The sequence below is a fragment of the Lentibacillus cibarius genome (assembly GCF_005887555.1).
Taxonomy (GTDB): Bacteria; Bacillota; Bacilli; order Bacillales; family Amphibacillaceae; genus Lentibacillus; species Lentibacillus cibarius.
The window spans coordinates 1861397-1880163 of sequence record NZ_VCIA01000001.1; the positions used below are offsets into that span (position 1 = coordinate 1861397).

16 protein-coding genes are annotated in these 18767 nt (G+C 42.5%); 9 read left to right on the top strand and 7 right to left on the bottom strand.

From position 1 onward, the window contains the following. Nucleotide 1 precedes the first annotated feature (1 nt). The 4 genes from FFL34_RS08855 to FFL34_RS08870 all read left to right on the top strand — a co-directional run bounded on the left by FFL34_RS08855 (nt 2) and on the right by FFL34_RS08870 (nt 3653). A complete protein-coding gene (locus FFL34_RS08855; RefSeq protein WP_138603135.1) occupies nt 2-637 on the top strand; it encodes a 4Fe-4S dicluster domain-containing protein in 636 nt (211 codons plus the stop codon). Between the two features lie 3 nt (nt 638-640). Further along, nucleotides 641-1831 (top strand): NrfD/PsrC family molybdoenzyme membrane anchor subunit, encoded by a 1191-nt coding sequence (gene nrfD / locus FFL34_RS08860; RefSeq protein WP_138603136.1) that lies wholly within the window; start codon nt 641-643, stop codon nt 1829-1831. Nucleotides 1832-2007: 176 nt separating this feature from the next. Then, nucleotides 2008-2682, top strand: a complete 675-nt coding sequence (locus tag FFL34_RS08865; protein ID WP_138603137.1) for a TorD/DmsD family molecular chaperone — start codon at nt 2008-2010, stop codon at nt 2680-2682. Nucleotides 2683-2720: 38 nt separating this feature from the next. Continuing rightward, a complete protein-coding gene (locus tag FFL34_RS08870; RefSeq protein ID WP_138603138.1) occupies nt 2721-3653 on the top strand; it encodes a 4Fe-4S dicluster domain-containing protein in 933 nt (310 codons plus the stop codon). Nucleotides 3654-3812: 159 nt separating this feature from the next. Here FFL34_RS08870 and rlmH read toward each other — a convergent pair whose 3' ends face one another. Beyond that, nucleotides 3813-4292: a 23S rRNA (pseudouridine(1915)-N(3))-methyltransferase RlmH gene (gene rlmH / locus FFL34_RS08875; RefSeq protein ID WP_138603139.1), complete on the bottom strand. Its 480-nt coding sequence runs from the start codon at nt 4290-4292 to the stop codon at nt 3813-3815. A 203-nt stretch (nt 4293-4495) separates the two neighbouring features. On the opposite strand from rlmH, the gene FFL34_RS18920 reads away from it, so the two are divergent. After that, on the top strand, nt 4496-5038 hold the full coding sequence (locus FFL34_RS18920) for a nuclease-related domain-containing protein (protein WP_318279654.1): 543 nt from the start codon (nt 4496-4498) through the stop codon (nt 5036-5038). Continuing rightward, nucleotides 5001-5309: a hypothetical protein gene (locus FFL34_RS18925; RefSeq protein ID WP_318279652.1), complete on the top strand. Its 309-nt coding sequence runs from the start codon at nt 5001-5003 to the stop codon at nt 5307-5309. The genes FFL34_RS18920 and FFL34_RS18925 overlap by 38 nt, the downstream gene beginning before the upstream one ends. Nucleotides 5310-6400: 1091 nt before the next feature. Here the strand turns inward: FFL34_RS18925 and FFL34_RS08885 are convergent. Further along, complete coding sequence (locus FFL34_RS08885) at nt 6401-7153, bottom strand: hypothetical protein (protein WP_138603140.1); 753 nt, start codon at nt 7151-7153, stop codon at nt 6401-6403. Between the two features lie 184 nt (nt 7154-7337). Continuing rightward, a complete protein-coding gene (locus tag FFL34_RS08890; protein WP_138603141.1) occupies nt 7338-8747 on the bottom strand; it encodes a SpoVR family protein in 1410 nt (469 codons plus the stop codon). A 371-nt stretch (nt 8748-9118) separates the two neighbouring features. On the opposite strand from FFL34_RS08890, the gene gdhA reads away from it, so the two are divergent. Together gdhA and FFL34_RS08900 are read left to right on the top strand one after the other, a co-directional pair. Next, nucleotides 9119-10501: an NADP-specific glutamate dehydrogenase gene (gene gdhA / locus FFL34_RS08895; protein WP_138603142.1), complete on the top strand. Its 1383-nt coding sequence runs from the start codon at nt 9119-9121 to the stop codon at nt 10499-10501. Nucleotides 10502-10654: 153 nt separating this feature from the next. Further along, complete coding sequence (locus FFL34_RS08900) at nt 10655-11002, top strand: hypothetical protein (RefSeq protein WP_138603143.1); 348 nt, start codon at nt 10655-10657, stop codon at nt 11000-11002. Between the two features lie 119 nt (nt 11003-11121). Here FFL34_RS08900 and yhbH read toward each other — a convergent pair whose 3' ends face one another. From yhbH to FFL34_RS08920, 4 genes are all read right to left on the bottom strand, one after another. After that, nucleotides 11122-12291: a sporulation protein YhbH gene (yhbH, locus tag FFL34_RS08905; protein WP_138603144.1), complete on the bottom strand. Its 1170-nt coding sequence runs from the start codon at nt 12289-12291 to the stop codon at nt 11122-11124. Nucleotides 12292-12427: 136 nt separating this feature from the next. Beyond that, nucleotides 12428-14323 (bottom strand): PrkA family serine protein kinase, encoded by a 1896-nt coding sequence (locus FFL34_RS08910; protein ID WP_138603145.1) that lies wholly within the window; start codon nt 14321-14323, stop codon nt 12428-12430. Between the two features lie 274 nt (nt 14324-14597). Continuing rightward, complete coding sequence (locus FFL34_RS08915) at nt 14598-15578, bottom strand: ornithine cyclodeaminase family protein (protein WP_138603146.1); 981 nt, start codon at nt 15576-15578, stop codon at nt 14598-14600. A gap of 42 nt (nt 15579-15620) precedes the next feature. Then, on the bottom strand, nt 15621-16925 hold the full coding sequence (locus FFL34_RS08920; RefSeq protein ID WP_138603147.1) for an MFS transporter: 1305 nt from the start codon (nt 16923-16925) through the stop codon (nt 15621-15623). Between the two features lie 207 nt (nt 16926-17132). On the opposite strand from FFL34_RS08920, the gene FFL34_RS08925 reads away from it, so the two are divergent. Further along, nucleotides 17133-18764 carry an acetolactate synthase large subunit gene (locus FFL34_RS08925; protein WP_138603148.1) on the top strand — a complete coding sequence of 544 codons (1632 nt, stop codon included), beginning with the start codon at nt 17133-17135 and terminating at the stop codon, nt 18762-18764. Nucleotides 18765-18767 lie beyond the last annotated feature (3 nt).

Below are 18767 nucleotides of genomic sequence, written 5' to 3' on the forward strand. Positions count from 1 at the left end.
AATGTCAAAAATGGGTATGGTCATTGATTTAAACAGGTGTATAGGATGTCAAACATGTGTCATGGCATGTAAAGTGCAAAATAACGTTCCGGATGGAATGCTTTGGAATCGTGTCTTAACGATGACGGAGGATGAAGAAGTCGATGGGGTGGAAGGTACTTACCCTTATGTATCAAAACAGTATGTGCCAGTTTCATGTCAACACTGTGAAAATGCCCCATGTGTTAAGGTTTGTCCGGTGGAAGCAACGTACAAAGATGAAAATGGTCGAGTATTAATTGACTATGATCGTTGTATCGGTTGTCGTTATTGTATGGCAGCTTGTCCTTATAATGTACGTGTATTCAGATGGGAAGAAGCTGTCCAACATCCTAACTTTAAGTTTGGAGATGGAAGAGTGCCCGAAAGAAAAGTAGGAATCGTTGAAAAATGTACGATGTGTAAAGAATTGACAGACGATGGGCAAGAACCGCGTTGTGTACAATGTTGTCCGGCAGAGGCAAGAATTTTCGGTGACTTGGATGATCCTGATAGTAAGATCAATACATTAATTCGTGATAAAAATGGGGAAGTCTTGTTGAAGGATAAAGGAACAAAACCACAAGTCTATTATTTAGGCCTGAATGGGGGAAAATAAACCATGACAAAAACAGCGAAATTTAATTTTTCTATCGGTATCCTTGGTTTATTAACACTTTTAGGTATGGGTGCGTTGGTATATCAACTGGTCAACGGACTAGGTGTTACAGGAATGAACAACGTTGTTTCCTGGGGATTATATATTACGATGTTTATGTTTTTCGTTGGGTTATCAGCTGGAGGGCTCATTGTATCGTCCTCTGCAACAGTATTTAACATTCCTGCTTTTAAAGTAGTCGCAAAGCCGGCAACCATTTTATCGACAATATGTATTGTGTTAGCTACTGCTTTTATAGTAGTTGACTTAGGAAGTCCTTTTAGAATGTTCAACCTTATTTTACACAGTCAGTTTAAGTCGCCATTGATGTGGGATGTTATTGTTATCTCTCTCTATTTAACAATTAATCTCGTATACTTATATTTGTTGACAAGAAAAGAACCTAATCAAAAAATTTTAAAGATCACATCAAGTATTGCTTTACCTGTGGCTATCCTTGTGCACTCGGTTACAGCATGGGTTTTCAGTCTGCAAATTGCACGTGCAGGATGGCATAGTGCACTGATGGCTCCTTTATTTGTTGCATCTGCACTGGATTCAGGCCTTGCACTTCTCCTGCTTGTTTTAATTGCATTAACTGCTTTAAACATCTTTCATGTTGATAAAAAGCTGATCGGAACATTAGCGGGTTTATTGGTTACTTGTGTTGCAGTCGATGCATATATGGTTTTCTCTGAAGTCTTAACAATGGCTTATCCGCAAGAAGAATCAACGATGCTTATTTTAAATGAAATGCTTTCAGGTTCTATGGCACCATTTTTCTGGGGCGAGGTTATTCTAGGTTTTGTGATTCCTATTGCCATTTTAGTATTTCGAAAGAATCGCCAAAAAACAGGGTTAATCATCTTTTCGTCTGCAATGGTTGTCATTGGTGTATTTTGTAAACGTGTGTGGCTTGTGCTAACATCATTCAGATTCCCAAATGTAGACGGTTCGCCAGGGGTCACGATTGGTTCTTTTTCCGGAAATGGCGTTTCCTACGATACAATGTGGACAACGATTGGTCAATATGCTCCTACGTTCGTGGAATTGTCCGTTGTGATCGGCCTTCTCGCTTTAGGTAGCTTAGCCTTTATCTATTTATGTAAGAAATTGCTTATGCCATCTAAAAACGAAACATCTAGTGAACAATAGAGTGGCGTAGTAGGGAACTGCGATTAATGGGTAGATTGGATATGATTTTTTGAAAGTGTCGAATGATTAGGACAAGAAAATGCATGTCCAATCTACCATATTCATTACGAGACCTTTGACATGAACGAAGCAAATGCTCGAATAATTGCATTTCTTAGTAAGGGAGAGATAAAAAAATGACACAAAGTTGGACAGAAGTTTGGTATTTTCGAGAAGCGTTATACAATTCGATTGCAACATGGTTTTTAGAAGGGGTCACGGCTGATAGAAAGGATTTGGTAACCCAACAGTATTGGCACCAATTTCCAGTTGGCTCGGCTAATTCTCATATTCAATCTGGTCTTGAACATCTAATCGAGACTACGGGTATATTGGAAAAACAGGATGCAGATCAGGCGATTGAACAAGTGATGACGGAATATACAACATTATTTTTAGGACCTGGTATTCCTAAAGCTCCTATTGTAGAGTCTTTTTATTTAGAAGATCAATTGTTTTTCGGGCCTTCTACAGTCGCCATGAGACAGCTCCTAAGCAAGTATGGCCTTGAAAGTAAAATGAAAGATCGACATCCTGAGGATCATCTTGGTATTGAGTTACTGTTTTTATCATATCAATCACAAGCGTTTACCACGCTTGATGAAAAAGAATGTGTGAATTTGGCACAAGAACAAATAGCTTTTATTACTGATCATTTATTAACTTGGATTCCTAACCTACACAGTAAAACAGTGGAACATGGAGATGTCGGTTTTTATAGTGGAATTGTCGAATTACTATGGGGGATTCTCCTCTGGGATACGGAATTGCTACAAGAATATAGCGATAGTCATGAGCATATAACGCGATAGTATCATGGTATCATGTCGTTGGAAAAGGGGGTGAAACTATGCTAGGCGTCAATATTTTAGGCCATTGGTTGGAAAGTTTGGATTATACTTTCGAAATTACGGAAGGCTGTACACGTTACCAAAGTCCGCGCTCTACGTGTTCAGAATGTATAAAGAGCTGTCCTGTAGAAGCAATGTCATTAGACGACGGAAAACCAGTGATTGATCCTAAGACGTGCGTCGAGTGTGGGTTATGTGTGGCAAGTTGTCCAGTTCAAGCGGTGGAGGGTTTCCTTCCTGAACGCACTGTCATCGACCAATGTTTAGTAATAGATGAAGCTTTCCCCCCGACACCAAAGGAATTGCTTGTATACCATAAAAAAGGAGTTACGACGCTTGTATCCAACGATGACTTCATTGATTCCAATTGGAGACAAGTGATTCATGATACAAATACCTTGTTGGCTGAATTAGGGGAACCTGTATTTCAATTAAGTTTTACACCCCCTGCTCCACCAAAATCGAAAAAAATATCAAGACGAGAATTATTTTTTGTGTGGGAAAAGGATTTAAAAAACGTAGGTAAAAGTATGATGCCCGCTAAGTGGCGATTTAATCACAAACAGTTAAATATGGCAAAATATTATCCAGATTACCAATTTGTTACTATCACTCTAGATACTGAAAAATGTAGTTTATGTAAAACATGTCAGATGCTCTGTCCAAAAGGTTGCCTGGCAATAAGTGATACTCATTTTTCTATCTCAAACCAACAATGTACGAATTGTTCGCTATGTCAGGATACTTGTCCTGAAGGGGCTCTTTCTTTGACAGCTAAAATAGCGCCTCATTCCACCGAAGAACATACCTTATTTAACCATACATGTAGCGGGTGTAAGCAATCTTTCCAAAGTTTTGATGAAAATAAAGACCTTTGCTTCGTTTGTGTCAAAATGAGTGATTCACCTTTCGCTACGCAAACTATCGTTTAGTTCTTAGAAGGATATACAAGAAAGCATCAAGGGAGAATTAAAAACGATTACTCCACATCTCATTAACACTTGAGATATCGTGAAGCGGGTAATGAACATATATTTTCAATACCCGCTTCCGATAAAAAATTGCCACCTTACCTACAATAATTTTTGCCTCTACTTGTGATACGGTTCTCCCCGCATAATCCGAAATGCTCGATACACTTGCTCCAGCAGAATCATTCGCATCATTTGGTGGGGAAATGTCATTTTTGAAAACGACAGTGCCAGGTCACTCCGCTGCTGTACGTCTTCGCTTATACCGACCGAGCCGCCGATGACAAAGGCAATGTTGCTCTTGCCATAGGTGGCGAGCTCGTCCAATTTGGTGGCGAATGTTTCCGAAGTAAGCATCTTCCCGTTGATCTCCAGGGTGATGACGTACGTATCCTGGCTGATGTTGGATAGGATTCGTTCGCCTTCTTTTCGTTTCACATTCTGCACTTCTGCATCACTCATGTTTTCCGGCGCCTTTTCATCGACAACTTCCACGATTTGGACCTTTGCATATGAACCAAGCCGCTTCAAGTATTCATCGATACCTTGTTTCAAGTATTTTTCCTTTAACTTTCCAACGGCAATGACCGCTATTTTCATCAGCTGAACATCCTTTTCGCTACATTCTTTGCTTTTAGTTTACCAAAATGAGGTCCGTGGGGACAGGCACCTTGGGTCATTTTTTTGGCCCAGCGTGCCTGTCCCTCTGGTTCTTATGGTTCTTCAATTAATTTAATATATTACTATATTAATTTGCTGACATTTAGTATGATAGACATAAATATGAAGAAAGGATGTGGGACATGCTATACAAATCACGTACGAAACCTGTTGAACTGAAACAATTAAGCTCGTTGGATACACGAATGACTTTACCTTCAAAGGATAAACAGCATTTTATAAATTTGAGCAGGGGCTATGAAGGTGAGGTCTTGTTTGATTCATTAACCGAAAAACTTACGTGTGACTGTTTACTATTAAATGACCTACTGCTAAAAGCTAATAACTCGCTCTTTCAAATTGACTCGCTGCTTATTTCATCCAGGAAAATTCATTTGTTTGAGGTGAAAAATTTTGAAGGAGATTATAATTATGAAACAAATCGATTTGTTAAGTTGCCGCAATATGAAATTACCAATCCTTTGCACCAGTTAAGCAGAAGCGAATCATTACTGCGACAGTTACTTCTCAAAGATAACATTAATCTTCCAATTGAAGCCTCTCTGATTTTTATCAACCCAGAATTTACGTTGTATCAGGCGCCTCTTAATAAGCCAATGATTTTTTCCAACCCAGATCAAAAACTACTTGAGCGAATTAAATTCAACGCCTTCCAATTTAAATGAAAAACATAAGCGACTAGCAGATAAATTGGTCTCCCTTCATATCGAGGAACCGCCTTATAAGCAACTGCCATCTTATACTTATGAGGACCTGCAAAAAGGAATTACTTGCTCAGCATGCAAATCCTTTTCCACTGTGATTGCGGGAAGAAGACTTGTTTGCAAGGAATGTGCGCATGAAGAAATGGCTGCAGCAGCCGTTGTGCGGGCTGTTGAAGAATTTAAGCTACTGTTTCCGGAACATAAGATAACGACACGTCGTATTCATGAATGAAGTGCAATATCAAAAAAGGATAAGAAAAGTACTGGATGATAACTATACAAAGAGAGGGACAAACCGGTGGGCCTACTATGAGTAAAGTGATTTGACCCTGAAAGCCAAAGGGCGTGTTAAGGCGGCTGGAGGACGATTAATCTTGCAGATGCTTCTTATTGAGCTTTTTGGCTGCTTTCAGGGCGCACTTTTAGTCTAGAGACAGCTTCTCGAAACCTTTTCCACTGCTTTCGAACACCTTTTTAGTCTCGAGACGGCTTATCGAAACCTTTTCGACCGCTTTCATACACCCTTTTGGTCTCGAGACGGCCTATCGAAACCTTTTCGACTGCTTTCATACACCCTTTTGGTCTCGAGACGGCTTATCGAAACCCTTTCGACCGCTTTCGAACACCCTTTTGGTCTCGAGACGGCTTATCGAAACCTTTTCGGCCGCTTTCATACACCCTTTTGGTCTCGAGACGGCTTATCGAAACCTTTTCGACCGCTTTCGAACACCCTTTTGGTCTTGAGACAGCCTCTCGAAACCTTTTCGACTGCTTTCATACACCCTTTTGGCTTGAGACAGCCTCTCGAAACCTTTTCGACTGCTTTTGAACACCTTTTTGGTCTCGAGACGGCTTATCGAAACCTTTTCGACTGCTTTCGAACACCCTTTTGGTCTCGAGACGGCTTATCGAAACCTTTTTGGCTGCTTTCGAACACCTTTTTGGTCTCGAGACAGCTTATCGAAACCTTTTCGACCGCTTTCGAACACCTTTTTGGTCTCGAGACAGCCTATCGAGACCTTTTCGACCGCTTTCGAACACCCTTTTAGTCTCGAGACGGCTTATCGAAACCTTTTCGGTCGCTTTCATACACCTTTTTGGTCTCGAGACGGCTTATCGAAACCCTTTCGACCGCTTTCGAACACCTTTTTGGTCTCGAGACGGCTTATCGAAACCTTTTCGACCGCTTTCGAACACCCTTTTGGTCTTGAGACAGCCTCTCGAAACCTTTTCGCCGAATTCCAAAGCCACTTTTTAGTCTCGAGAATCTCTATGCCTCATACAAAAATGACGACGCCTCCACAAGTATCGCCATAGCATCGATTATTTATGTCTGTCGTTTCCTGACTTTCGTTGGTCCATCAACAACGTTAAAGGTTCGTCGGACTTCCTCATCCATTTATACACGTATGACGCGGTTACGTTGCAGCTGTCCTCAATTTTTTCTGCCAGATGGTTGCTGCGTTCATACAGGATTGACCGGAATTCACTAATTTGCCGGTGAATTTTTTCCATCAGGGCCTCCTGATTTTCTAGGCGGTCAAGTACGTTATCCTGCGTCTGATCCTGTTCCGATAGCTTAGCGGACAGTTGTTCATTCTGTTCGGCAAGTTTTTCCAGTTGCTCGTTCATGCCGCTGTTAGTGGATTCATATGCTGCCAAACGTGCTGCAATTTCCCGATTTGATTGGCTGAGTGCGTCGATCCGGGTGGCGGTTTCCTGCTTGCGGGCGTCATCGTGTTCTAATATAGCCGCCAACTTGTTACTATTTTCCTCAATTGTTTGCAGCCATTCCAATGTCTGGTGCTCAAATGTCTCTTGCGCTTGTTTCCGTTGATTCAGCATGTGCAGCTGACGATTGATTTCCTGCCATTTGCCTGAAGTGGCGCGGTTCTGCTCATTGTTCATCCTTTTCAATTCCTGAAACGCTTCAGACAACTGCTTATTCACTGCCTTTTGTTCCTGAATCATTTCGGAAAAGGTATCCTTATGGAAATAACCCTGATTCGGTTCAGGGATTGCCGTGTCATTTTTATAAACGGATGGATGTTCATTTCGGTTCATATATAATCCCAAGCTGATCACATCCCTTATTGCGTTTTGCTATCAGCGTATGCAAGAAGGGAGGCATTCGGGACAAATGGCCAGTGAACGCTAAACCAAGCAATCATACCTGCAATTATGTATAAGGAAGCAGACGTCATGCCTACTTCCATTAATCAACATTTACTTTTCATATCCTGTATATGACCCTGCCTATTTATAAAAACTTCCGGTGTACCTTCTCTCCATTATACGAAAAGACGACTCGCTTATCTTCCACAACAGTTTCTATATGGACAGCGCGGCCCCAGAGTTGATAAATATATGGCAAAACATTTTCCAAATAGTGCAGGTCAAGTTCGGTACCTTCATAGCCGTGCATTAAATACAATTCACCATTGCGCATATAATCGCCATTTTCGACGGTAATAAACGGGAAGCCACCGTTCTCCCTCATGGATACAAGCTGATCACGCACTTGTTCGTAATCTTTGTCGGTAATCGTATAATCGGAACCTTGTTTCTCAAATAAATACATATCTTCTTGATTTACCAAGTCTTTCGTTAAATAATTGCGGATAAAGGAAATATCTGATTCAATCTCCCGTACTTCAAAAATTTTCTCCCGCCCTGATCCAGGTACAACTCCAAGGTTCCGCATCTCCTCTGTCGGGTTGTTGTAGCGTCTTTCAATGTCTTCAAAAATTTTTATCCCAAGGTAGTACGGGTTGATCTGCTGTTTGGACGGCTGTACGACACTGGCGTTCAATGACGCGAACTCTACCGCTTCATCAGAGGTCAGATCCATTTCCCGTAAAATCCGCTGATGCCAATAGGACGCCCAGCCTTCGTTCATAATTTTCGTCTCCAGCTGCGGCCAGAAGTAGTGCATCTCCTCCCGCATCATTGTCAATATATCCCGCTGCCAATCCTCGAGTTCACGACTATATTCCTCAATGAACAGCAATACGTCTTTTTCCGGTTTGGGTGGGAACTTTTCTTGACGTTTTACCGGTAGCCGCTTGTTTCTTTGCATCGTTTCATCCATTTCCCACAAATCATCATAAGGCGTTTTGGCGTTGGCTTGGACGGTAGGTTGCTCATCCGGTTCGTCGGGTACGTCTGGCCGGATAAGGGATGGGTCGATATGCTCCTGGATGGATAATACCGCATCCAGAAACTGCTCTACTTGCTCCTTGCCATGAATGAGCTCATAATTCTCTATCCGTTCGGCTGTTGCCGTCATACTCTCAACCATATCACGCCTCGTGTTAGCAAACCGAGCGTTATTTTTGAAAAAATCACTATGGGCAAGGACGTGTGCAATAATAAGCTTATTTTGGATAAGACTATTCGAATCGAGTAAAAAAGCATAGCAGGGATTGGAGTTAATGACCAATTCATAAATCTGACTTAATCCCAGGTCATAATGGGTTTTCATTTTATGAAACTGTTTACCGAAGCTCCAGTGGGAGAAACGGGTCGGCATCCCATAAGCTCCAAACGTATAAATGATATCAGCCGGACAAATTTCATACCGCATTGGGTAAAAATCCAGGCCGAACCCAGAGGCAATTTCCGTAATTTCGTCAATCGTACGGTTCAGCAATCGTGTATCCGTCACCATGATCCCTCCAAGTGTCCTTTTTACAGTATATGACACAAAGGAGAAAATTTGACCAATCAATGTTCAGTAATTTACTGAAAATTTTTGTTCAACACATGCAATGGACTTGGATTAGCCTGTATACTGGGCCGCAATAGCGTTCATTTCTCTAATGAAACGGTAAATAAATGCGCCATAAAACATTCATAGACGTCTATTATTTTAAAAAAATATATAAAAATTTTCATTATTATTGTTATAATTGGAATCTTATTATACAATAGAGAATTATATAAGTAAAATCAGTAAAGTATCGCGCACAATGCAGCCACTTTACTGCAAACGGTTGTCAGAAGTCTTACATTCTTTTAGAAAAGGAGAGTACCGATCGTATGGAGACAAAAGAAAATGTGTTACAAGCGGGGACAACGCAAGCACGGGATTATGTGACCAATGTTTATGAGGCCGTCAAGCGACGCAATCCCAATGAAGAGGAGTATTTGCAGGCTGTGAAAGAAATCTTTGAATCGCTGGTTCCTGTATTTACTGCTTATCCGGCCTATATGAAATACGGCATACTAGAGCGACTTACGGAGCCGGAGCGGTTTATTACGTTTAGAGTGCCATGGGTGGATGACAGTGGCAATGTCCAAGTCAACCGTGGCTTCCGAGTACAATTTAACAGTGCACTTGGACCGTACAAAGGCGGCCTGCGTTTCCACCCATCCGTAAATGGCAGCATCATTAAATTTTTAGGGTTTGAGCAGATCTTCAAAAATTCATTGACAGGCCAGTCAATCGGTGGCGGAAAGGGCGGTGCTGACTTTGATCCAAAGGGAAAGTCCGACGTGGAAATTATGCGCTTCTGTCAAAGTTTCATGACCGAGCTATACCGCCATATCGGACCGGATACGGATGTGCCTGCTGGAGATATCGGTGTTGGTGCTAGAGAGATTGGATACTTATTCGGTCAGTACAAACGCATTCGTGGGACCGTTGAATCCGGTGTTTTAACAGGTAAGGGACTCAGGTATGGTGGCAGTCTGACCCGGAAAGAGGCGACAGGGTTTGGCACGATTTATTTTGTGCAAGAAATGCTTAAGGATAAAGCACTCGACTTTTCAGGCCGTACGATTATTGTCTCCGGCTCCGGAAATGTGTCTATTTACGCTATGGAGAAAGCGATGGAGCTTGGCGCAAAGGTTGTCGCATGCAGTGATTCAAACGGATTCATCTATGATGAGAAGGGTATTAACGTTGAAACCGTTAAGCAATTGAAAGAAGCTGGAAACGAACGAATTTATGCTTATTTGGATCAGCACCCACATGCTCAATATGTTGATGACTGCAGCAGCATCTGGTCCATCCCATGTGATATTGCTCTGCCATGTGCAACCCAAAATGAAATAGACGAAGCAACTGCAAAAACACTCGTCGCCAATGGGGTTAAAGCAGTCGGTGAAGGTGCCAACATGCCATCTACATTAGAGGCAATTAATGTATTCCTCGATAACGACGTCCTCTTCGCGCCGGCAAAAGCTGCCAATGCTGGTGGTGTTGCTGTTTCGGCGTTGGAAATGGCGCAAAATAGCGGAAAACTGTCATGGACATTTGAGGAAGTGGATGCCAAACTACAAGAAATCATGAAATCCATTTACCAAAACAGCAAGCAAGCCGCAAAAGATTACGGCCATCCAGGTAATCTGGTCGATGGCGCTAACATAGCCGGTTTTATCAAAGTTGCTGATGCGATGGTGGAACAAGGGATTATTTAAACAATTCCCGTTTACTCGGACGATTAACCTTATGCGCCACTTACCGTACACGCACGTACATGTACACCTGCTGCATTCGAGTCAAATATTGCCACAGTCCCTTTCTGTATGATTGTCTCTAACAAGGTCAATCTATAGGTAGGAGGGATGATAATGGGCTTCCAGTTCTTAACCATTGAGGAATTTAATGATTTATTGCAGCAATGGAACGGGGAAACGATTAAAATTTCCAAGCATGAACTTAATGACCTCGACGAAACACTCATGACTCTACAAGAGATTTCCTACGACCGTAACACCAGACGAATAGATGATTACGAACCTATGCACGCACTGCAGCTGAACGGCGCTGGAACGATGGAAACAGATATAGGCGAGCCCCAGACGCTTCCTTCATCATTATACGAAATCCCGTTGGAGGACAATTCCTTATACGAATTTGACGGCCATCAATTCTTAGTGAGCACTTCCCGCGGAGTATATAAAATTGAACGAGAGTGATCGCTATAGTTTCAACCGCAATAGCAAAACTAGGAGCAAGTAGTTAAATGCACAGGCCCCTCCCGCTTTAGCATTCATTCGCCATCACGTTTGAAAAAAGCCCCCGCACTTGCGGAGGCTCAAACGGTGGCTATTTCCTTTTGGAAAAATGTTTTTAAAGCATGATACACGTCCTGTTTTCCTTTCAAAATATGATGGCGGAATTTCTGATTCTGGAATTCCTGATATGCACGCATCAGTGTGGACTGGCGATTGTACATATTCACCTCAGCATAACCGAACATGTTGCTTACGTCCATTATCTCATTCACAAGTTTAATGCACTTAGGATTGTCGGATGTGATGTTTTCACCATCAGAAAAGTGAAATGGATAAATGTTATAGCGGTTGGGACTATATTCATCTGAAATCAACTCTAACGCTTTCTCATAGGCGGATGAGCAAATAGTTCCACCACTTTCTCCTTTAGAAAAAAATGCTTCTTCTGAGACAACTTTTGCTTCCGTATGATGAGCAATAAAAGCAATATCAACATGTTCATAGTTAGTTCGTAAAAATCTCAGCATCCAAAAAAAGAAACTTCTAGCTAAATATTTCTCAAAACTACCCATTGATGCACTTGTATCCATCATCGCCAGAATAACTGCTTTTGACTCGGGCTTTGTCACATCATTCCATGTTTTAAAACGGAGGTCATCATTATAAATAGGGGTAATTTGTGTTTTTCCTTTCATGGAATTACGTTTCAACGCTGATAAAATGGTGCGTTTTTTATCAACATTTCCCATCAGTCCTTTTTTGCGAACATCATTGAACTCAATAGCTTCAGTCGTTATATCCGCTTCTTCCTTTTGCTGCAGATTTGGCAGTTCAAGCTCCTTGAAAAGTGCTTCTTCCAGTTCTGCCAAGGACACTTCAGCCTCATAATAGTCACTACCAGGCTGGTCACCAGCTTGCTTTCCTTGACCCGACCCAGCTTTTCCCTGGCTTTTGCCATTTGGATCGCGAGCAATGACGTCGCCTACCTGACTGTCACCATCACCTTGGCCAACTCGCTTGGACTTATCATGATTATAGCGGATTTTATATTCATCAAGTGATCGGATGGGTACTTTAACGACATCACGGCCATTAGACATAATAATATTTTCTTCACTGATTAAGTCAGGCAGATTATTGCGGATGGCATCTTTGACTTTATCCATATGACGTTCCTGATCTTGATAGCCTTTGCGATGGAGGGACCAATCTTCCCGAGAAACGGTGTAACTCCTTTTGTCTTCGTCCACGTTTTACCCTCCTTATCCTTTTATTTAGTTTATGCAGTGGCGGTCAAACAAGTTATTACGTTCTATTTGTAAATATTATAGAAAAAATAACAAGGACTAAAGCGACATTAGTCTTGTTATTCTTTCCATCTCGTAATCACCGATTGAGCAGGCTACCGACATATCGCAATAAGTCATTGGCTGAGACAGAATTATAGCCATATTCATCAATCAGACGTGCGATTACTTCATTAATCTTTTTCAGCTGTGATTCATCCGGTGTCTGCGATGTAGTCGTAATTTTGACGACATCTTTGAGATCGGCAAACAATTTTTTCTGGATAGCTTCCCGCAATCGTTCATGGGAGCCATACTCAAAGCGCTTTCCTTTGCGCGCATAGGCAGAGATGCGGATCAAGATTTCCTCTCTGAAGGCTTTTTTCGCGTTTTCTGAAATACCAATCTGTTCTTCAATCGAGCGCATCAGTTTTTCATCCGGACTCATCTCTTCACCGGTTAGTGGATCAGGTAGCTTAGTCTTGTTACAGTAAGCTTCCACGTTGTCGAGATAGTTATCAAGCAAGGTTCTCGCTGATTCCTCATACGAATAGACAAATGCCTTCTGTACTTCTTTTTTAGCAATGTCGTCATATTCCCGACGTGCAACCGAGATATAGTTTAAATATTTCTCTTTATCCTCGTCAGTTATCGACGGATGCTGTTCCAGTCCTTCCTTTAAAGAACGCAGCACATCAAGCGCATTGATGGACGGAACATCTTTACGGATAATGGCAGAAGAAATTCGATTGATGACATAACGTGGATCAATGCCGTTCATTCCTTCATCCGGATATTCCTTTTTCAGTTCATCGACATCGACCTGGCTATACCCTTCGACATTGTCACCGTCATATAGGCGCATTTTTTTAACGAGGTCGACGCTTTGTTTTTTCGATTCCTCCAGCCTTGTCAAAATGGAGAAAATCGCCGCTACCCGAAGTGCGTGTGGGGCAATATGAACATGTGCCATATCACTTTCACGAATCATTTTTTCATAAATTCGTTCTTCCTCGCTCACTTTCAAGTTATATGGAATTGGCATAACGATAATCCGTGACTGCAGTGCTTCATTTTTTTGGTTAGCAATAAATGAGCGGTACTCGGCCTCGTTTGTATGTGCCACAATCAACTCATCAGCACTGATTAATGCAAATCGACCTGCTTTGAAATTACCTTCCTGGGTCAGTGACAGCAAATGCCACAGAAATTTCTCATCACACTTCAGCATTTCTTGAAATTCCATCATTCCACGGTTGGCTTTGTTTAGTTCACCGTCAAAACGGTAGGCACGCGGATCAGATTCAGACCCGTATTCCGCAATCGTCGAAAAGTCAATGCTGCCTGTCAAATCGGCAATATCCTGTGACTTCGGGTCAGATGGGGTGAATGTACCGATGCCAACCCGGTTATCCTCCGAAAGAAAAATACGTTCCACCTTTACATCCTCAATACACCCACCATATTCTTTCTCAAGCCGCATCGCATTCAGCGGTGAAAGATGTCCCTCAATGCGGATGCCATATTCGTTATAAAAGTCCTCACGCAGATGCTGCGGAATGAGATGAAGCGGATCCTCATGCATCGGGCAGCCCTTGATAGCATACACCGCCCCTTCATCTGTCCGTGAATATTGTTCAAGCCCGCGCTTTAGCATGGTCACAATGGTTGACTTACCGCCGCTGACCGGACCCATCAAAAGTAATATTCGTTTGCGTACATCAAGCCGTTTAGCTGCGGGATGAAAATATTCTTCCACAAGTCGTTCAATCGTGTCCTCTAATCCAAAAATCTCCTCCCCAAAAAAATTGTACATTTTCCGGCCATCCCGTTCCGTTAATCCCGAATTTTTAATCATATTGTAAACACGTGAATGGGCTGTCTGGGCAACTTCCGGATGCTCTTTCACGATTTCCAGATATTCTGCAAACGTACCTTCCCACTTTAACTGTTGTTCCTCTTCACGATGTTGCTTCACCTTATTAAGAATATCCATGTCATTCCTCCATCCAGGAATCGATTTCTATATCCTATGCAAGCATTGTGATGAAAATGCTCATTCACGATGAATCAAACTTGCCAAGACAGATTTTTAACTCCATATATATGGCTCTAAAACAGAGCTAATCCCCTATTCCATAAAGAGCCCATTGCACCGAAAATGTATTTCGTGCAATGGGCTCTTTAAAGTATGTTACAGATGGTGACACCGCACTCGTTTCACTCACGTATTAACAGGATATAAATACTTCACTGAATGCAGTTTTACGTTATATGGATGCGTGTTGACCGAGATCAAGTTCTTTGGCTTTTCTATAAACACCGGTGGCAACTGCATGATCAAAATAGGCACTTCCGACTGATTTAAAGAAAGTAATCTCCTTTTCATTTTCCCGTTTCAGCGTATCACCGTCTACTTCATACAATTCTGCATAAACGTCGGAAAAACTCCAATTACTTTCTTCCGCTGCATGAATCAGTTCACCGGCCTCTTCTTTCACACCATGTAAATCGTCCACAATAATCTTGTTTGCTTTTTGGATTGTCTGTAAATCAACTTCCCGCATCGTTGGCAAAAAGGACCCGACACCATTAATATGTGTCCCCTGTTTCAATAAAGTACCGTCAAACACGGGTTTGTTCGATCTCGTTGCACAATTGATAATATCCGATGACTCCAGCACACTGTCCACATGATCGACGACATCAATGGTACAGGTGACACCGAACTCGATTAACTTATCCCTGAACTGTTGCGCCTTGTTCACAGTTCGGTTGAATAGAATAATCGTATGAATGTCCCTTGCTTCCAAAACACCAAGCACCTGCTCAAATGCCATAGCTCCTGTGCCAATAACACCGAGCACCCTTGCATCCGTTCTGGAAAAGCTTTCTGTAGCCACTGCGCTTAATGCACCGGTTCGAAGCCGCGTTAGGTAGGAGGCGTTCATCACGCATACGTGCTCTCCCGTATGCGCATCACTCAGCACCAGCACTCCTTGTGTTGTTGGCTTCCCTTCTTTCGGATTTTCTGGAAATATGCTCACTACTTTAACCGAAGCAATCTCTTGTTCCAAATCAGCACTTGGCATATACAGACCTGATCCATTAACAGCCGGATAATTCATGACCGTACGCTCCGGACTGCGGACATAGCCGTCCCGTTTCGCTCCAAGTCCTTTTTTCAAATCGGCAATACCATCCTTCATCGAATAATTTTCCATAATCTCTTTCTCCGATAAAATAAGCATGTATGGCTCTCCTTCCTAAATGCAGTTCCGGTGATTTGTAATTTATTTTGTCTCCAACGTTGCTGCTGTTTCATCCTGATCCAATTCCTGATGACGTTTATCTTTAACCGTCCAAATAGCGACAAGGGAAACAACCGCTGTGAAAATAATATAAACAGCAACAGGAATATACGAATTATTAAATTGAATCAATAAAGCCGTTGCTACTAAGGGCGCTGTTCCTCCTGCTGCAGCAGCACCGATTTGATAGCCTAGTGAAATGCCCGTGTAGCGCACATTTGCACTGAAAATCTCCGAAAACATCGTACCCAGAACGGAGGTAATCGGCGCCCAAATGATACCCAAGCCTATAATCGTTGCAATGAACAGAAGCACGACCGACTCCTGATGAATAAGCCAGAAATACGGAAAGGCATACAAAATCATTAAGATCGTGCCGCTGACATACAGCTTTTTCCGTCCAATTTTGTCAGACAAACTTCCCATCACCGGCATCAGAATCGTTGTCACAATCGTCCCCACAGTCACCGCATTAAGCGTTGATGTTTCAGTAAAGGATAAATTTTGCGTTCCATACGAAACGATAAATGTACCAAATATGTAGAATGGTGCTGTCTCAACAACTTTTGCACCTGTTGCTATCAATACTTCGCGCCAATGGTATTTTAATGTTTGGGCAATAGGAAGCTTTGGAATATTACCCTTCTGCCGCGTCTTCTGAAAAGACGGGGTTTCTTCAATACCCTTACGAATCCATAACCCAAAAATCACCAATAATGAACTTAATAGAAATGGAATACGCCAACCCCATACCACAAACGCATCATCTGACAGGAGCGTCATCGCTGAAAGAGCGATGGTTCCCATTAACATGCCAATTGTGACACCCATCTGCGGAACGCTTCCGAACAACCCTCGCTTTTCCTTGGGAGCATACTCGACTGCCAGTAATAGGGCACCCCCCCATTCACCGCCGAGTCCTAAACCTTGAACAAGCCGTAAGAGAATTAGTAGTACCGGCGCCCAAATACCAATCATTTCATACGTCGGCAAAACACCCATTAAAAATGTTGACAGTCCCATCAGGCTCAACGTTAGGACAAGTGTACGTTTCCTGCCAATTTTATCCCCAATATGACTAAAAATAATACCGCCCAGCGGCCTGATAAAGAATGCTAGTGAAAATGTCGCAAATGCATACAACGTTCCAAAAGCAGGGTCTTCCGTAACAAAAAACAATTGATTAAAAATAAGCGCCGCTACAGTGCCATATAGGAAATAATCGAACCATTCAACCGCACTTCCGACAACACTTGCGATTAATATTTTTCGGAACCCTTTTTCCATTAGTTGCTGCCTCCTTACTGCCTATTGATAGAAATGAATGAATTTTCAAATAGTAATGTAACAATAATAGATTTTTTCAAATATTTCAACCCATTTCAAAGTATTTTTGTACTTTTCTTTTTCCTCATAATTATGCAGGTTTTAAGGAAAGCTATAATGGAAAACGACAGACCTATTTTCTAACTTATATAAAAAAGGATGGATAGCATGAAAGTTGCCGAATTGTTCGTTAAGTGTCTGGAACAAGAAGGTGTCCAATATGTTTTTGGCGTTCCAGGCGAAGAAAATATCGATCTGATGGATGCATTTAAAGATTCAGCGATTGACTTTATTGTGACCCGCCATGAAACAAGTGCCGCATTTATGGCTGGTACATATGGCAGATTGACTGGCAAGCCAGGTGTCTGTCTCGCCACACTGGGACCGGGTGCTACCAATCTGATGACAGGTGTAGCTAACGCCAATATGGATCACGCACCACTCGTTGCTATTACCGGGCAAGCAGGATTAGACCGGCAGCACAAAATATCGCATCAATATTATGACTTGATCAACATGTATGAACCCGTTACCAAATGGAACGCTCAGATCAAATCGGCTTCGATCACCCCGGAAGTGGTCCGCAAAGCGTTCCAGGTTGCCGGACAGGAGAAATGGGGAGCAACCCATATCGATTTACCAGAGGACATTGCTAGCATGGAAGTTGACGGTGAACCGCTTCAACCGGCTGACAGGCCACACACAGAAGCAAGGGAAGAGATTATTACCCAAGCTGCCGATATGATCAAAGAAGCCAAGCATCCGCTCATCCTTGCCGGTAATGGCATTGCCAGACAACAGGCAACAGAAGAGATGCGTGCACTTACCGAAAAAAGCCAAATATCTGTTGTCCACTCCTTTATGGGTAAAGGTGCAGTGCCATGGACAGACGATCTCAGTCTCCTAACGGCTGGAATAGGTGGGAAAGACTACATTACATGCGGTTTTGACACCTCTGATTTAATTATAACCGTCGGATTTGATATGGCTGAATACCCGCCAAAAAACTGGAATCCTGAAGGCTCAACGCAAATTATTCATGTTGACACCGACGAGGCAGAAACAGATGAACATTATCCGGTCGCTTTAAGCGTACTCGGTGACTTGAAAGCCAACCTGAAACAGTTAACCAAAGCAGTTGAAACACGGGAACCGGACAAAAGTTGGGCAACCAATGTCCGCCAGCAAGTCATCGATGAGTACCAATCGTTTCAAGCAGATGACCGTTTTCCAATGAAGCCGCAAAAAATTATAGCTGATTTGCGCGCTGTTCTCGGTAAAAATGACATTGCCATATCGGATGTCGGTGCTCATAAAATGTGGATGGCTCGTATGTACCATTGTTATGAACCAAATACGTGTCTTATTTCTAACGGGCTTGCTTCTATGGGGGTTGCTGTTCCTAGTGCGATTGCAGCTAAAATGGCCAACCCTGACCGCAATGTTGTTGCCGTCTGTGGTGATGGATCTTTTCAGATGACCGGTGCTGAACTGGAAACAGCGAAACGGTTGGAGCTGCCAATTATCGTGCTAATGTGGCGGGATAACGGCTATGGCTTAATTGAATGGCACCAGATGAAAAAATTTGACCGCGCATCCTACATCAAGTTCGGCAATCCAGATTTCAAGCAGCTGGCCACATCTTACGGTTTTGAAGCCATGAGTATTGAGACAGCTGAGGATCTGAAGCCGGCCTTGGAAAAAGCTACTACCATGAACAAACCAGTCTTTATCGATTGTCCAGTCGACTACAAGGAAAACATGAAACTGACCGAAAAACTCGGCGATATCATTTGCTAGTAT

Coding starts and splice junctions, on each gene's coding strand:
- FFL34_RS08855 (WP_138603135.1), top strand. CDS start 2: ATGTCAAAAATGGGTATGGTCATTGATTTAAACAGGTGTATAGGATGT.
- nrfD (WP_138603136.1), top strand. CDS start 641: ATGACAAAAACAGCGAAATTTAATTTTTCTATCGGTATCCTTGGTTTA.
- FFL34_RS08865 (WP_138603137.1), top strand. CDS start 2,008: ATGACACAAAGTTGGACAGAAGTTTGGTATTTTCGAGAAGCGTTATAC.
- FFL34_RS08870 (WP_138603138.1), top strand. CDS start 2,721: ATGCTAGGCGTCAATATTTTAGGCCATTGGTTGGAAAGTTTGGATTAT.
- rlmH (WP_138603139.1), bottom strand. CDS start 4,292: ATGAAAATAGCGGTCATTGCCGTTGGAAAGTTAAAGGAAAAATACTTG.
- FFL34_RS18920 (WP_318279654.1), top strand. CDS start 4,496: ATGCTATACAAATCACGTACGAAACCTGTTGAACTGAAACAATTAAGC.
- FFL34_RS08890 (WP_138603141.1), bottom strand. CDS start 8,747: ATGGTGACGGATACACGATTGCTGAACCGTACGATTGACGAAATTACG.
- gdhA (WP_138603142.1), top strand. CDS start 9,119: ATGGAGACAAAAGAAAATGTGTTACAAGCGGGGACAACGCAAGCACGG.
- FFL34_RS08900 (WP_138603143.1), top strand. CDS start 10,655: ATGGGCTTCCAGTTCTTAACCATTGAGGAATTTAATGATTTATTGCAG.
- FFL34_RS08910 (WP_138603145.1), bottom strand. CDS start 14,323: ATGGATATTCTTAATAAGGTGAAGCAACATCGTGAAGAGGAACAACAG.
- FFL34_RS08915 (WP_138603146.1), bottom strand. CDS start 15,578: ATGCTTATTTTATCGGAGAAAGAGATTATGGAAAATTATTCGATGAAG.
- FFL34_RS08920 (WP_138603147.1), bottom strand. CDS start 16,925: ATGGAAAAAGGGTTCCGAAAAATATTAATCGCAAGTGTTGTCGGAAGT.
- FFL34_RS08925 (WP_138603148.1), top strand. CDS start 17,133: ATGAAAGTTGCCGAATTGTTCGTTAAGTGTCTGGAACAAGAAGGTGTC.